At 60.6% G+C, this 14710-nt stretch carries 16 protein-coding genes; 6 read left to right on the top strand and 10 right to left on the bottom strand.

What is annotated here, in order from left to right; all coding sequences use genetic code 11:
- Window positions 1–18: 18 nt before the first annotated feature.
- Window positions 19–411, top strand: coding sequence for a nuclear transport factor 2 family protein (locus tag AC6BYQ_RS19545; RefSeq protein WP_063919374.1), 393 nt, complete (start codon window positions 19–21; stop codon window positions 409–411).
- Here the strand turns inward: AC6BYQ_RS19545 and AC6BYQ_RS19540 are convergent.
- On the bottom strand, window positions 408–677 hold the full coding sequence (locus AC6BYQ_RS19540; RefSeq protein ID WP_019455962.1) for a hypothetical protein: 270 nt from the start codon (window positions 675–677) through the stop codon (window positions 408–410). The two genes, AC6BYQ_RS19545 and AC6BYQ_RS19540, sit on opposite strands and share 4 nt — an antisense overlap.
- 275 nt (window positions 678–952) lie before the next feature.
- Here AC6BYQ_RS19540 and AC6BYQ_RS19535 point away from each other — a divergent pair, with 275 nt between their 5' ends.
- Entirely contained in the window at window positions 953–1333 is a 381-nt protein-coding gene (locus tag AC6BYQ_RS19535) for a nuclear transport factor 2 family protein (protein ID WP_019455961.1), read from the top strand.
- Window positions 1334–1340: 7 nt separating this feature from the next.
- Here the strand turns inward: AC6BYQ_RS19535 and AC6BYQ_RS19530 are convergent, their stop codons facing one another.
- Complete coding sequence (locus tag AC6BYQ_RS19530; protein ID WP_019455960.1) at window positions 1341–1721, bottom strand: RidA family protein; 381 nt, start codon at window positions 1719–1721, stop codon at window positions 1341–1343.
- Between the two features lie 182 nt (window positions 1722–1903).
- Between AC6BYQ_RS19530 and AC6BYQ_RS19525 the strand changes: the two genes are divergently transcribed.
- Window positions 1904–2758 carry an aminoglycoside phosphotransferase family protein gene (locus tag AC6BYQ_RS19525; RefSeq protein WP_019455959.1) on the top strand — a complete coding sequence of 285 codons (855 nt, stop codon included), beginning with the start codon at window positions 1904–1906 and terminating at the stop codon, window positions 2756–2758.
- Here AC6BYQ_RS19525 and AC6BYQ_RS19520 read toward each other — a convergent pair.
- The 3 genes from AC6BYQ_RS19520 to AC6BYQ_RS19510 are packed head-to-tail and all read right to left on the bottom strand — an operon-like array spanning window position 2723 to window position 5190.
- Entirely contained in the window at window positions 2723–3226 is a 504-nt protein-coding gene (locus AC6BYQ_RS19520) for a cupin domain-containing protein (RefSeq protein WP_063919376.1), read from the bottom strand. The genes AC6BYQ_RS19525 and AC6BYQ_RS19520 overlap by 36 nt on opposite strands.
- 24 nt (window positions 3227–3250) lie before the next feature.
- Window positions 3251–3949 (bottom strand): O-methyltransferase, encoded by a 699-nt coding sequence (locus AC6BYQ_RS19515; RefSeq protein WP_498057392.1) that lies wholly within the window; start codon window positions 3947–3949, stop codon window positions 3251–3253.
- A 53-nt stretch (window positions 3950–4002) separates the two neighbouring features.
- A complete protein-coding gene (locus AC6BYQ_RS19510; protein WP_498057391.1) occupies window positions 4003–5190 on the bottom strand; it encodes a benzoate/H(+) symporter BenE family transporter in 1188 nt (395 codons plus the stop codon).
- 115 nt (window positions 5191–5305) lie between these two features.
- Here AC6BYQ_RS19510 and AC6BYQ_RS19505 point away from each other — a divergent pair, with 115 nt between their 5' ends.
- The gene (locus AC6BYQ_RS19505; RefSeq protein WP_033640484.1) at window positions 5306–5869 is read left to right on the top strand and encodes a helix-turn-helix domain-containing protein; all 564 of its coding nucleotides are present in this window, start codon (window positions 5306–5308) and stop codon (window positions 5867–5869) included.
- Between the two features lie 194 nt (window positions 5870–6063).
- Window positions 6064–8157: a prolyl oligopeptidase family serine peptidase gene (locus tag AC6BYQ_RS19500; protein WP_019455954.1), complete on the top strand. Its 2094-nt coding sequence runs from the start codon at window positions 6064–6066 to the stop codon at window positions 8155–8157.
- Between the two features lie 77 nt (window positions 8158–8234).
- Here AC6BYQ_RS19500 and dtpA read toward each other — a convergent pair whose 3' ends face one another.
- The 5 genes from dtpA to rsxD all read right to left on the bottom strand — a co-directional run bounded on the left by dtpA (window position 8235) and on the right by rsxD (window position 13420).
- Entirely contained in the window at window positions 8235–9749 is a 1515-nt protein-coding gene (gene dtpA / locus AC6BYQ_RS19495; protein ID WP_063919378.1) for a dipeptide/tripeptide permease DtpA, read from the bottom strand.
- Between the two features lie 604 nt (window positions 9750–10353).
- A complete protein-coding gene (gene nth / locus AC6BYQ_RS19490; RefSeq protein WP_019455952.1) occupies window positions 10354–10995 on the bottom strand; it encodes an endonuclease III in 642 nt (213 codons plus the stop codon).
- Window positions 10995–11693 carry an electron transport complex subunit E gene (locus tag AC6BYQ_RS19485; protein WP_019455951.1) on the bottom strand — a complete coding sequence of 233 codons (699 nt, stop codon included), beginning with the start codon at window positions 11691–11693 and terminating at the stop codon, window positions 10995–10997. Before AC6BYQ_RS19485 ends, nth begins: the two co-directional genes overlap by 1 nt.
- Window positions 11690–12319, bottom strand: a complete 630-nt coding sequence (gene rsxG / locus AC6BYQ_RS19480; RefSeq protein ID WP_019455950.1) for an electron transport complex subunit RsxG — start codon at window positions 12317–12319, stop codon at window positions 11690–11692. The genes AC6BYQ_RS19485 and rsxG overlap by 4 nt, the downstream gene beginning before the upstream one ends.
- Before the next feature lie 9 nt (window positions 12320–12328).
- The gene (gene rsxD / locus AC6BYQ_RS19475) at window positions 12329–13420 is read right to left on the bottom strand and encodes an electron transport complex subunit RsxD (RefSeq protein ID WP_498057390.1); all 1092 of its coding nucleotides are present in this window, start codon (window positions 13418–13420) and stop codon (window positions 12329–12331) included.
- Between the two features lie 365 nt (window positions 13421–13785).
- Here rsxD and AC6BYQ_RS19470 point away from each other — a divergent pair, with 365 nt between their 5' ends.
- Window positions 13786–14679 carry a helix-turn-helix domain-containing protein gene (locus AC6BYQ_RS19470; protein WP_019455948.1) on the top strand — a complete coding sequence of 298 codons (894 nt, stop codon included), beginning with the start codon at window positions 13786–13788 and terminating at the stop codon, window positions 14677–14679.
- Window positions 14680–14710 lie beyond the last annotated feature (31 nt).

Below are 14710 nucleotides of genomic sequence, written 5' to 3'. Positions count from 1 at the left end.
AGCCATGGGAGAAGAGACATGCCAACCCCTCTTGAAATAGTGCGCGCGACCTATGAAGGCAGCTCCGAAGAAAACGGCCGTAATCTGCTGGCGGCGCTGGCCCCCGATGCCGAGTGGACCGAAGCCGCCGGTTTCCCTTACGCCGGCACCTACATCGGTCCGGAGAACATCATCAAGAACGTGCATCAGCGTTTAGGCAGCGAATGGCAAGGTTACCGCGCCGACGTCGATCATTTTTACGACGCCGGCGACAATGTGATCGCTCAGGGTTTTTACCACGGCACCTACCGGTCCACCGGCAAATCCTTCAGCGCCTCTTTCGCGCATATTTATACGGTGCGCGCCGGTAAAATCGTGAAGTTCGTGCAGATCGTCGACAGTGCTAAGGTGCTGGAAGCGATGCAGCCTTAATCGCCGCTGCGCTTGCCGAATTTGCGATCGAACTCGCGCCGGTAGCCGCGAGCCTTGTTGCGATCGCGGATCCACAGATAACCGCACACCAGCGCGACCGCTCCCGAGAAGGTGACGTTGCGCATATCCCGGTCATACCAAAACACCAACAACGCATCCAGCGCCGCTACCAGGGCGATCCATTTATACATATGGGATTGGCGCCGCGTGGCGGCGTTGAGTCGCTTTAACTGTCTGGCTTCGTCCAACACCGGTTTTTGCTGCATAGCGTTTCGTTATCATCTGGCTGTTCACGCTAAATTAGCAGAATCCTCCCGGCCGCCGCAAAGATTAACGCGTGCCGTCCTGCGGTTTTCATCGCTCCTGGCGCGATGCTGAAAATTTCTGCGCAGACGCTTGAATTGTCCATTGGGCATGATAGGTTATTTATTCGCTATTTCTGTGTTTTTATTCAATTGCCGCGTGTCATCAAGCTGCCGCATTGAGCGGTTATGGTGAGGGGTTCGACGCATGCGGCGGTTAACTTCGGCAGGAGGATGTGATGAACGATAAAACGGTACGCCCGCAGGATGTGGTTCAACGCCAGCTCGACGCTTATAACGCCCGTGACATCGAGGCCTTTATGGCCTGCTGGGCGGACGATGCGCAGTATTACGAGCACCCCGACACGCTGTTGGCCAGCGGCAAGGCGGCGATCCGCGAACGGCACCTGGCGCGTTTTCGCGAGCCGAGCCTGTATGGTGAACGGATAAAACGCATGGCGGTGGGGAATATGGTGGTCGATCAGGAAGTGGTGACGCGCAACTTCCCGCAGGGGCGCGGCAAAATGGATGTTATCGCCATTTACGAAGTGGAGCAGGGGCGGATCGCCAAAGCCTGGTTCAAAATCGGCCCCTGCGTACCGGACGAAGGCGCGCTCTAACGCTGCGCTATTGCAACGCCATCACCGCCTCTATCTCCACGCACACCGCAGGTGAGAACAACGCGCTGACCGCCATCAATGAGCAGGCCGGCAGCGCGCCGTCGAAGTAGTCAAACAGCACCGGGCGCACGCCCGCCAGATCGGCGATGTCGGTCAGGAACACGCTGATTTTAATCAATGCCTTGAGATTCACGCCTTCGCTGGCGGCGATGGTCGCCAGCTGTTCGAGGATTTCCTGCGTTTGCTCTGACGCGCTCAACCCCTGAGCGTCGGTGGCGAAGGCGGTCAAGCCCGACACGTACAGGCGATCGCCGTGACGCACGGCGTGCACGTAAGGGCCACCCGGCGTAGGCAATTGCGGATAATTAATGCGTTTTAATGATGTCATGGTCGAACCCCGCGCAAGACCGGTTAATAAAATCGACAAACTTGGTTAGGATACTGATGAAACGGCGGTCAGACGCCGCGCACCGATGATATTTGAGAGTATCATCTCTCTTTATTTTATACGTCGTCTCTCACCTGAATGTGACAGTGCGGCGCAGCTCGGCCACAAGGACGCATGAGACGATGAACCCGCTTTTTACTCCCTACCTGCAACGCTGGCAACTGGAGCAGGACGGCAAAGCCTTCGAAACCCACAGCAGCTTGCTGATGCCGGTGCGTTACCGCGGCGAGGCGGCCATGCTGAAGATCGCCCGCGAGCAGGAAGAGCGCTTCGGCGGTCAACTGATGTGCTGGTGGCGCGGGGAAGGTGCCGCGCAGGTGCTGGCATGGCATGACGACGGCATTCTGCTGGAGCGCGCGCAGGGCGAAGGTTCGTTGGCACAGTTGGTGCGCGACGGCGACGATGAGCAGGCCACGCGGATCCTGTGTCGGGCGATCGCCGCCCTGCATGCGCCGCGTGCCGCGCCGTTGCCCGAGCTGATCCCGCTGCAGGAGTGGTTCAGCTCGCTGTGGCCGGCGGCGCAGGCGCACGGCGGCATGCTGCGCCTCAGCGCCACGGCGGCGGCGGAGCTGCTGAGCAGCCCGCGAGAAGAAAGCGTGCTGCACGGCGATATCCACCATGACAACGTGCTGGACTTCGGCGAACGCGGCTGGCTGGCGATCGATCCCAAGCGCTTGTTCGGCGAACGGGGCTTCGATTACGCCAATATCTTCTGTAATCCCAACTACGGCATCGCGACCGATCCGGCCATTTTCCAGCGGCGCGTGGAACAGGTGTGCCGCCTGGCCGGGCTGGAGCGCCGGCGCTTGCTGCAATGGGTCCTGGCCTGGTCGGGGCTGTCCGCCGCCTGGTTTATGGAAGACGGCCAGGCGGCGGATATCGACTTCCGCGTGGCCGAGCTGGCGGCGCGCGCATTGGATCTCCCGCTGCCGGACGGCGATTCAGGGTTCATCCTGCCAGTAATCGAGCGAGGTTGAAGGGCGTTGCAGGTAGCGTACCTGCTCGCCATCATTGCCGCGCGCCATCGCCTGGTATTTGCCGGAGTCCGGGTACATCACCAGCTCCGGCTGCTCGCGCGTGCTGACGGACAGGTACTTCAGCGGCGCATCGGAGGTGTTGATGATCTGGTGCGGGTATTCCGGGCCGGGCGGAATGAAGATGACATCCCCGCTGACGATCGGCAGCATTTCTCCGGCCACCCGCAGCGTACCGCTGCCTTCCAGAATGATGAACATTTCCTCCTGAGCGTAGTGAAAATGGTAGGGGCAGGAACGCATGCCCGGCGCCACGCAATCGAAAGAGGCACCCAGCTTGTCGGCGGCGGTGCCGGTGCCGAGGCGCGCGCCGACGCTGTCATACAGCGGCGGCCGCCGATCGTGCTGCTTATCTACCCGTTCGACATTGCGTATCAGGCGCTGAGCCAACAGCGCCGCTTTCTCAGTCATAAGCTTCCTTGGTGACATTGTCACTTAAAAGTTGACGATAGCCAGAGAGAATCCGTCCCAGCCCTTGCTGCCCACGGTTTGCAATGCGGTGGCGCTCAGGCGGGGTTCCGCAGCCATCATCGTGAAGAATTCGCGTACGCCTTGTACACGGGCGTCGGTACTGGCAGCGTCGGTGACTGTGCCATCGCGCACCACGTTGTCACCGATAATCACCGTGCCCGGGCGCGCGAGTTTAAGCGCCCAACGCAGGTAATCCGGATTGCTCGGTTTGTCGGCGTCGATGAAGATCAGATCAAAGGGAGCCAAGGCTTGCAGCGCGGGCAGGTGAGCGAGAGCGGGGCCGACGCGCAGTTCGACCTGGCCGGCGAGCCCGGCGCGAGCGATATTCTGGCGGGCGATGGCGGCGTGGTTTTCATCCGCTTCCAGGGTGACCAACGTGCCATCCGCCGGCAGCGCGCGCGCCAGCCAGATGGTGCTGTAGCCGCCCAACGTACCGATTTCCAAAATGCGTTTGGCGTTAATCATGCGGGCGAACAGCTGCAGCAACTTGCCCTGATTCGGCGCCACGTCATGGGCCGGCAGCCCGGCGGCGGCGTTGGCCGCCAGCGCCTGCAACAGGGCATCGTCTTGTTCTACCAGGCTGTCCGCGATATAGCGATCGACCTGGGACCATTGTTCCTTTTCTTGCATGTGGGCCTCGTGCGTAAATCGCAGTGTGCCCATCCAGTGAAGGTGCCGCCGCGCTGCTTGTCAATGCACCGCGTGCGTTTGGCATTTTATGTTGCTGTTCCTCGCCGCGGCAGCGATAGCAGCAGATGCGCGATGGCGCCGCCGACAATGCCCCAGAACGCGGAGCCGATGCCGAGCAGCGTGACGCCGGAGGCGGTGATGAGAAAGGCGATCAGCGCCGCATCGCGCTGTTTTTCATCCTGCAGCGCGCGCTGCAGGCTGCCGCCGATGGTGCCGAGCAGCGCCAGCCCGGCGATGGTGTGGATCAGCGCGGTCGGCAGCGCGCTGAACAGCAGACCGATGGCGCCGCCGAACAGGCCCGCCAGCAGGTAGAAGCCGCCGGCGGTCACCGCGCCCATGTAACGCCGCTGCGGATCGGGATGTACGTCCGGCCCCATGCAGATGGCGGCGGTAATGGCGGCGATGCACACCGAGAAGCCGCCGAACGGCGCCAGCAGCAGCGCGGTCAGCGCCGTCCAGGCGATCAGCGGCGAGGTGGGAACACGGTAGCCCGCCGCCTGCAGCGTAGCGATGCCGGGCGCGTTCTGCGAAGCCATGGTCACCACGAAGAACGGCACGCCGATGCCGAGCAGCGTCGGCCAGCTGAAGTGCGGTGCGATAAATTCCGGCATGGCGAACGCCGGCGCCTGCTGCGCCAGATGGATATTGCCCTGCAGTGCGGCGATCGCCAGCCCGACTGCCAGCGTCAGCACGATGGCGTAGCGCGGCAGATAACGGCGGCTGAGCAGATAGGCCAGCCCCATACCGGCGCTGAGAAGGAAATTGAGCTGCAGCGAAGCGAAGGCGTCCAGCCCGAAACGCAGCAGGATCCCCGCCAACATCGCGGCAGAAATCGCCTGCGGAATATAATCCATCAGGCGAGCGAACAGTCCGGTGACGCCGCACAGCAGGATCAGACCCGAGGCAAAGATAAACACGCCGATCGCGTCGTTGATCGGCGTGCCGGGCAGGCTGGTGACCAGCAGCGCCGCGCCGGGCGTCGACCAGGCGGTGAGGATCGGGGTGCGGTAGTAAAGCGAGAGCCCCAGCGAAGTGACGCCCATCGCGATCCCCAGCACGCTCAGCCAACCGCCGATCTGCGCCGGTGTCGCGCCCGCGGCGGCGGCGGCCTGGAAAATAATCGCGGCAGAGCTGGTGTAACCGACCAGAACGGCGACGAAGCCGGCCATTACGGCAGGCAGGGTCAGATGGCGCAGGGAGAGGGCTGGGCGCATGAGTGGCTCCAATCGGTGATTGTGCGTTATAGCGCACGGTAAGAAATCAGCATAGCACCGTGCGCTATAGCGCACAAGCGGGTATAATCGGGCGCGATACGCAGAGGAGAACAGGATGCAGGAACTTGCCGGCCATTTGGCGCACACCCTTCGCACGTTGCGCGCGCAGCGCGGCTGGAGCCTGACGCAGGCGGCGGAATACACCGGCGTCAGCAAAGCGATGCTCGGGCAGATCGAACGCGGCGAATCCAGCCCGACGGTAGCGACGCTATGGAAGATCGCCACCGGTTTCAACGTGGCGTTCTCCGCCTTTCTTGAGGCGTCTCCCGCCCAGCAGCAGGCGACGCTGCACCGTTACGGCGAGCTGCCGGTGTACGATCAGGACAACGCCGATATGCGCGTAGTGCCGCTGTTTCCCTACGATCGCCAGCTGGGTTTCGATATGTTCGTCATCGATCTGGCGCCGGGCGCGCTCAGCGAATCGTCGCCCCATGAGCCGGGGGTGATAGAGCATGTGATCGTGATCAGCGGGCGGTTGGAGTTGGCGATAGACGGCGAATGGCACAGCCTGGCGGCCGGCGAGGCGATGCGCTTTCAGGCCGATCGGCCGCACGCCTACCGCAACGCCGGTTCACAAACGGTGCGCATCCACGATCTGATCCACTATCCTCAATCCTGACTCAACGCGGCGGCCATGGGCTTTGACTCCGCGCCGCCAAACGCCTACCTTGTTGAAAATGACTCTTATTTCACAGGCTGTCGCCCACGACGGGGCGGCGTTGCAGCCGACTCAAAAGGAGCTTGATTTTGCCGGTCACCAATCGACGTCAGTTCATTAAACTCAGTGCGCAAACCGCAGGAGCCGTATTCGCGATGACTTCATTACCCAACAGTATCCGCCTGGCGATGGCGGCGGAGGGCGGCGCGGCCGCCGGCGATGAATTCCTGTGGCTGGAAGAGCTGCAGGGTAAAAAAGCGCTGCACTGGGTGCAGCAGGAAAATCAACGCACCACTGCGCGCTTCGCCCAGGGCGAAGACTTTCAGCGCATTGAGCGCGAGGTCCTGGATATCCTCAATAAAGACACCCAGATCCCGTGGGTGAGCAAACGCGGCGAGTTCTATTACAACTTCTGGCAGGATAAAGCCAACCCGCGTGGCCTGCTGCGGCGCACCACGCTGGACGAGTATCGCAAGGCCAAACCGGCCTGGGAGACGGTGCTGGATATCGATGCGTTGGGCAAAGCCGAGGGCAAGGATTGGGTCTATCAGGGCTCGCAGCCGTTGGCGCCGGAATACCGCTATTGCCTGATGCAGCTGTCGCCGGACGGCGGTGACGCCACCGAAATCCGCGAATTCGATCTGGTGGCCAAACGCTTCGTCAAAGACGGCTTCAACGTGCCGGTGGCGAAAAGCCGGGTCTCCTGGGTCGATCGGGACACGCTGTTCATCGCCACCGACTTCGGCCCCGGCTCGATGACCCAGTCCGGCTACGCGCGCATCGCCAAACGCTGGCGGCGCGGTACGCCGCTGAGCGCGGCCGAAACGCTGTACGAAGCGCAGCCCGAGGACATGGCGGTCTTCGCCTATCACGACCGCACGCCGGGCTTTGAACGCGATTTCGTCGGCCGCAGCCTGGACTTCTATCGCCGCGACTATTTCTTGCTGGCTCAGGACGGCCGGCAGAAAAAAATCGATATCCCGGCCGATGCCGAACTGGATACGCATCGCGAATGGCTGCTGATCAAACCGAGCAGCGATTGGGAAGTGGGGGGCAAACGCTATCCGTCCGGCGCACTGCTGGCGGCCAACTTCGATGACTATCTGGCGGGCAAGCGCGAGCTGCAGCTGCTGTTTACCCCGACCGCCGAGCAGGCGCTGAGCGGCTACAGCGGCACTCGCGATCATTTGATCCTCAGCATCATGGATAACGTGGTCAACCGGCTGGAGGTGCTGACGCCGCAGGGCGGCAGCTGGCAACGTCGCCCGCTGGGCAACCCCGGCGCCATCAGCACCATTTCCGCCGGCGGCATCGACGAAGAGAGCAACGCCTATTTCCTGACCGTCAGTGGGTTCCTGCAGCCGACCTCGCTGTACATGGGCAATCTCGACGGCGGTGAGGCGACGCTGCTGAAACAGGCGCCGCAGGACTTTGACGCCGCCGGCTATCAGGTCAGCCAGCATTTCGCGCGCTCCAAAGATGGCACCCGCGTGCCGTATTTCCAGATCGCCGCCAAAGATCTCAAGCTGGACGGCAGCACGCCGACGCTGCTGTATGGCTACGGCGGGTTTGAGGTGCCGCTGTTGCCGGGCTATCTCGGCGGCAAGGCGCCGGCCTGGCTGGAACGCGGCGGGGTATACGTGGTGGCCAACATCCGCGGCGGCGGCGAGTATGGTCCGGCGTGGCATCAGGCGGCGCTCAAGCAGAATCGCCATCGCGCCTATGAGGATTTCGCCGCCGTGGCCGAAGATCTTATCGCACGCAAGGTGACCTCGGCGCCGCATCTCGGCGCACGCGGCGGCAGCAACGGCGGCCTGCTGGTGGGCAATATGCTGACGCTGTATCCGCAGCTGTTCGGCTGCATCGTCTGCGAAGTGCCGCTGTTGGACATGCAGCGCTATACCCAGCTCTCCGCCGGCGCGTCGTGGATCGCGGAATACGGCGATCCGAGCAAGCCAGAGCAGTGGGCCTACCTCAAAACCTTCTCGCCGTACCACAATATTCAGGCGCAGACGGCCTACCCACCGGTGCTGTTCTATACCGCCACCAGCGACGATCGGGTCAACCCGGCCCACGCCCGCAAAATGGCGGCGCGCATGCAGGCGATGGGGTATCAACAGGCTTACTTCTACGAGAATACCGAAGGCGGTCACAGCGCCGCCGCCGACAAGCAGCAGGCAGCGTTCCACAGTGCGCTGGTGAGTGAATTCATGTGGGCTAATCTAAGCGGCAAGCCCAAGTCAGCGTAAGCACTTTTCTCGCGGGCATAAAAAAACACCGGGGCGTTAACCCCGGTGTTTTTATTTACGCGCTATTCGCCCGGCGATCAGTGAGTCGCAGTGGCTTCCTGCGCTTTCTGATTGGCGTCTTCGCTGGTGTCCAGCGTCATGCGGTACAGTTTCGGCGCGGTCAGCATCATCAGGATAGCGATGACGGCGGTGGCGATACCGATCTGCATAAACACATGGCTGTAGATGGCCAGTGAAGCGTGCGCGTCGTTAATGTCGCTCGGGACGGCGGTCAGACCGGCGACTTTACCGGCGATCAGCGCCGCGGCGGCGGTGGTCAGGAACCAGGAGCCCATGATGAAGCCCATCAGACGCTGCGGCACCAACTGCGCCACCATCGCCAGGCCCAGACCGGAAATCATCAGCTCGCCGATGCTCTGCAGCGCGTAGCTGAGGATCAGCCAGTTGACCGATACGATGCCCTGTTCGTTGGCGAAGCTGGCGCCCCATGGCAGCACCAGGAAGGCGCAGGAGCACAGGATCATGCCGAAAGCGAACTTGTGCGGCATCGGCAGGCGATCGCCCATTTTGTTATACAGCGCGGCCAGAATCGGGCTGGCGAGCATGATCCAGAACGGGTTCAGCGCCTGGTACTGCTCCGGCTCGAAGGCGACGCCGAGGATGCTGTGTTCCACGTTGTGGATGGCGAAGAAGTTCAGCGAGGTTGGCATCTGGCTGTACAGCACAAAGAACACCACCGCTTCCAGCATCAGCAGGAAGGCGACGATCATCTTGCGGCGTGCGGCGCCGTGCAGGGCGAAGGTTTCCTTGGCGAACACCAGAACGATGCCGGCGGAGATGAGGGCCAGCGCCCAGCGCGCAATCACCTGGTTGTGCAGCAGCCAGCTGGAAACGGCGACCAGCGCCACGATGCCGACCAGCACCATCAGCAGTTTCGGCAGATGCAGCGGCTTGAAGTCAGGTTTGGAGCCGTTTTTCTTCACCCATTTGTGGCACAGCATAAAGTTGACCAGGGTGATCAGCATGCCGACCACGCTCAGGGAGAACGCCACGCTCCAGCCGTATTTCGCCGCCAGCCAAGGGGTCGCCAGCATGGAGAAGAAGGAACCGATGTTCACCGACATATAGTACATGGTGAAGGCGCCATCGAGACGCGGGTCGTCTTTCTCATAGCAGGTGGACAGCAGGGAGGACGGGTTGGCCTTGAACAGGCCGCTGCCCACGGCGATGGTCGCCATGCCCAGATAGACCCAGAAGATGTCGTGACCGGAGTAGGCCACCATGGCGTAACCGGCGGCCAGCACCAACGCGCCGAGCACGATCACGCGCTTGGAGCCCAGCACTTTGTCGCCCAGCCAGCCGCCGATGGCGACGAAGCCGTACACCAGGGCGCTGAAGGAAGAGAACAGGGTGATGGAGTCGGCTTCGCTCAGGCCGAGCATCTTGACCAGATAAACCGCCATGATGCCCTGCAGGCCGTAGTAGCCGAAACGCTCCCACAGTTCGATCGAGAAGATCAGATAGAACGCTTTCGGTTGTTTGAACGCGTTAAGGCTCACGCTCTCCGGATGTTGGTTGTTTGCTGTTGACACTGGTACCTCTGTTTTTTCGCAGCCCGTCTTTTGAGGACGGGAAAGTACAAAAGTTGATGCGGAACGGCATCCTTTTGCGTTGTTATAGGATGGGGACGGCGGTTAATGTTCACTATCTTTGTCAACGTGGCAAGCAGTTTGTCATATTCGGTTACATTTAACGCCGACAGGATTATGCCGCGATGTTGCAAATGTTATGCAGTATTAACTTTCGGGTTTTAATGGTTTGCCGATTTTTTGTTTTGATTAAAAGCTATACCAATTTTAAACAGGGATATATTCTGCTGAATTGCTATTTTTTAGCGCATCAGTGTATGTGTGGTTATTAATCCGTTGGAATGTTGTGTATATGGCGTGTTTTGTAAAATTAAAGAAATTTAGGAAAATGGGGCTGGCATTTGTGAACGCCTTGTGATCCTCAAAGCGTGACGGTCACCGCAATTTTCGACTAATTTTTCGCTTGAAAATAACGCAGCGATGGTTTTTGCACTGAAAACCGCGATAACGCCGGGGTTACTGCTGCGCGATATCACATTTCCGATAAAAAAGAGGCGCTGGCGAGGGGAGAGGAAGCGGCGGGTGCGGTTTGCCGCACCCAACTGACTCAGGATTCCGGATAAACCTTCTCTTTATATTCACACAGGTCTTCGATAATGCAGGAGCCGCAGCGCGGTTTGCGCGCGATGCAGGTGTAGCGGCCGTGCAGGATCAGCCAGTGATGGCAATCGACCTTGAATTCGGCGGGCACCACCTTCAACAGCTTCTCTTCCACCTGATCGACGTTCTTGCCCGGCGCAAAGTGGGTGCGGTTGCACACCCGGAAGATATGGGTGTCCACGGCGATGGTCGCCCAGCCGAAGGCGGTGTTGAGCACCACGTTGGCGGTCTTGCGGCCGACGCCCGGCAGCGCTTCCAGCGCGGCGCGATCCTCCGGCACTTCGCCACCGTGCAGCTCCAGCAGCATGCGGCAGGTTTTGATCACGTTTTCGGCCTTGCTGTTGAACAGGCCGATGGTCTTGATGTATTCCTTGACGCCATCAACCCCCAGCGCCAGCATGGCGGCGGGGGTATTGGCGACCGGATAAAGTTTGGCGGTCGCCTTGTTGACGCTCACGTCGGTGGCCTGCGCGGACAGCAGCACGGCGATCAGCAGCTCAAACGGCGTGGTGTACACCAGTTCGGTGGTCGGGTGCGGATTGTTGTCGCGCAGCCGGGTCAGAATTTCCAGTCGCTTCTGTTTATTCATCAGGCCTTCTCAGCGTGTCCTTGCTCCAGCAGCGGCTCCACCGCCACGGCGCGGGCTTTGCGCGCCTTCATTTTTTCGTCGATCAGATATTTGACCGCCAGCAGCAACCCCAGGCCGATAAAGGCGCCCGGCGGCAGCATGGCCAGCAGGAACGGGCTGTCGAAATGCACCACTTCGATGCGCAGCGATTTGGCCCAGCCGCCCAACAGCTGATCGGCGCCGTCGAACAGCGTACCGTTGCCCAACAGTTCACGCATCGAGCCCAGCGTCACCATCACGCCGGTGGCGCCAAGGCCGATGGCCATACCGTCCAGCGCCGAGAGGCCGACCGGTTTCTTGGCGGCCACCGCTTCGGCGCGGCCCACCACGATGCAGTTAGTCACGATCAGCGGAATAAAAATACCGAGCGATTGATACAGGCCGAAGGCATAGGCGTTGATCAGCATCTGCACGATGCTTACCACCGCAGCGATGATCATCACGTAGATCGGAATACGCACTTCGCTCGGCACCCAGCGGCGCACCGCGGAGATGGAGGCGTTGGTCAGCGTCAACACCAGCGTGGTGGCCAGCCCCAGCCCCAGCGCGTTAGTGACGGTGGAGGTCACCGCCAGCAGCGGACACATGCCCAGCAGCTGCACCAGGGCGGAGTTGTTCTTCCACAGCCCCTGGACGATCAATTCTTTGGCTTCACTCATTCGGCGGCTCCACACACAGGTAAGCTTTCAAGTTTAGGCGGCAACGTTTCCATATACAACGCGGTGCGGCGCACCGCATTGACCACCGCTCGCGGGGTGATGGTGGCGCCGGTGAATTGGTCGAACATGCCGCCGTCTTTCTTCACCGCCCAGCGTTTGTCTGCCGGGCCTTCGATTTTCTTGCCGCTGAAGAAGGAAATCCAGTCGGAAATGCGCAGTTCAATTTTGTCACCCAGCCCCGGCGTTTCGTGGTGTTCAATCACCCGGGTGCCGAGCACCGTGCCGCTGAAATCGGCGCCGACCAGCAGCTTGATGGCGCCGGAATAGCCGTCCGGCGCGGTGGTTTCCAGCGCGGCGGCGGTCGGTTGCCCGTTTTTGCGCGCCAGATACAAACGGTGCGGCGCGCTGTCGCCCAGCGCCGGATCGCTGACCAGGAAGCATTCGTTCTGCATGACGTTGTCGTAGTTTTCCGGCGGCACCACCTGATCGAGCAGCGCTTTTTGCTGTAGCGCGGCCTGATGGGCGATGGTGGTTTTCGTCAGGGCGTAGACCACGGCGGTCAGGCCGGTGGTGACCGCCGCAAACACCGCCAGCGTGGTGCCGTGCTTTCTCATGGAATTCAGCATGACGGCTCCTTAGCGATGGCCATACACGCGCGGCTGCGTGTAGTGGTCGATTAATGGGACGGTGATGTTGGCCAACAGCACGGCGAAGGCCACGCCGTCAGGGTAGCCGCCATAAACGCGGATCAGCCAGACCAGCACGCCGATCAGCGCGCCGTAGATCAGGCGGCCCTTCGGCGTCGTGGAGGCGCTGACCGGATCGGTGGCGATAAAGAACGCGCCCAGCATGCTGGCGCCAGAAAACAGGTGGATCAGCGGCGAAGCCTGATGCGCAGGATCGAGCCACCAGGCCAGACCGGAACAGAAGGCGATGGCGGCCAACATGCTGAAGGGGATCTGCCAATGGATCAGACGACGCGCCAGCATAAACAGACCGCTGGCCAGGAAACCGAGGTTGACCCACTGCCAGCCGATGCCGGCCAGCGCGCCGCCGAACAGCGGTTGCTGCAGCACCTGTTCGACGCTGTGGCCGCTGCGCAGGCCGGTTTTGAAGCCGTCGAGCGGGGTAGCCTGGCTGATGCCGTCAACGCCCATTTGCAGTTCGTGCAGCGTCGCGCCCTGTGTGGTATGGCCGCTGAAAATGGTCAGCAGCACGTCGTGGAACGACAGCGCGGCGGCGCGCAGTTCATCCGGCGGCAACCAGCTGGTCATTTGCACCGGGAAGGAGATCAGCAGCACCACGTAACCGACCATCGCCGGATTGAACGGGTTTTGCCCAAGGCCGCCGTACAGCTGTTTGGCGATAACGATGGCGAAGAAGGTGCCGATGACGATCATCCACCACGGGGCCAGCGGCGGCAGGCTGATGCCGAGCAGCAGCGCGGTCAGCAGGGCGGAGTTATCCGCGAGCCGGCTGCGCACCGGCAGCTTGCGCAGCCTGAGGATCGCGCCTTCTGCAACCAGCGCGACGATCGCCGCCAGCGCCACCTGAATCAGCACGCCGTAGCCGAAGAACCAAATCTGCGCCGCGATGCCGGGAATGCAGGCCAACATGACCCACAGCATAATGCGGCTGGTGCTTTGCTGGTTGTGGGTGAAAGGCGAGCTGGCGATGTGTAAGCCTTTGGCGGCTGTGGGTGTGGGTGATACCGGCCTGAACTTCATAGAGTAACGATACCTTCTGCGCCGCGCCTGCGGCAGTTTCGATGCGCCGTTTAGCGGGCGCGGCAAAAATGATAGCCGAGCATTCTACCTGATTCGATGCGAGGGTAATACGCCTTAATGATAGGGGTATTCGGCTTTTCGCACCTGCGGCGATCGGGGTGGCGCGATTTGATTTTTTTTTGGCCGTAAAATCGGCTAACGTGAGGAAATGTCAGTGGAACTTACGCCGCCAGTGGCTACGGAAAACGGGGTAACCGTATGAATGAGATATCATTTTTCTCCAGATTTCCGCACAAAATAACAACTTTCACATAATCCGTGTAGGTTACTATCGCGAACATTATTGAGTTAGTGAATCCATAATAATGACAAATGAAGATATTTTTTTTATTGAAGAGCTAATTGAGTGGGTGGAAATACATCTGGAGAAACGGCCAAACCTGGATGAAGTCGCGCGTATTTCGGGCTATTCCAAGTGGCATCTGCAGCGTAAATTCAAGCGTATTACCGGCATTCAACTCGCCACCTATATCCGTTCGCGCATCCTGACGCGCGCCGCGGTGGCGCTGCGCATTACCCGCCGTTCCATCATCGACATCTCCGACGAGCTGGGCTTTGACTCGCAGCAGACCTTTACCCGCATGTTCAAGCAGCGCTTCGGCACCACGCCCAACCGCTATCGCTCGATGGAGCACTGGGACGTGAAAAACCTGATGCCGCGCTTTAACTTCGAAGCCAGCTATGGCGCCGGCTATTATCCAGAGGTGAAGCGGCTGACGCTGCCCGAGATGCAACTGGTCGGCTTCTCGCGCCGGCTGGATTTCGCCTCGGAACAGGAGCTGGAGTACTCCTCCTGCATGGCGATGAAGGATGAAATTTTCAACGATTTCTTCAAGGGGCTGCATGTCGACTGCCGGCGGATTTATAGCATCTATTCCCCGCAAGCCGGGGAAGGCGACGAGCTGTCATCCACCCTGGTCATGGCGGTCGACCCTGAGCACAGAAAGGATATTCTTTCCAACCATCAGATAGACACCATCCATTTGCCAAGCCGCGAGTTTATCTCCATCAACCACAAGGGTACGGCGAAAGAGTGCCTGCAGTTCTTCGGTTACCTGATGTCGCATGTGATGCCGGGGCTGAAGGATAAGGTGCGCGGCAGTTTAGAAATGGAGATCATTCAAACCAAAGAGTGGAACCCAGAGTCTAAGCTGCGTCAGATTGAAGTGGATTACACCTACCTGATCTCTATCGATTAAACGGCGCCCGGGTTCGGCCAGGCGCCGCTGT

The sequence above is a fragment of the Serratia sp. LTN-2 genome (genome assembly GCF_059740205.1).
The sequence above is the reverse complement of the archived record's forward strand: the minus strand, read 5'-3'. Positions and strand labels throughout refer to the sequence as shown.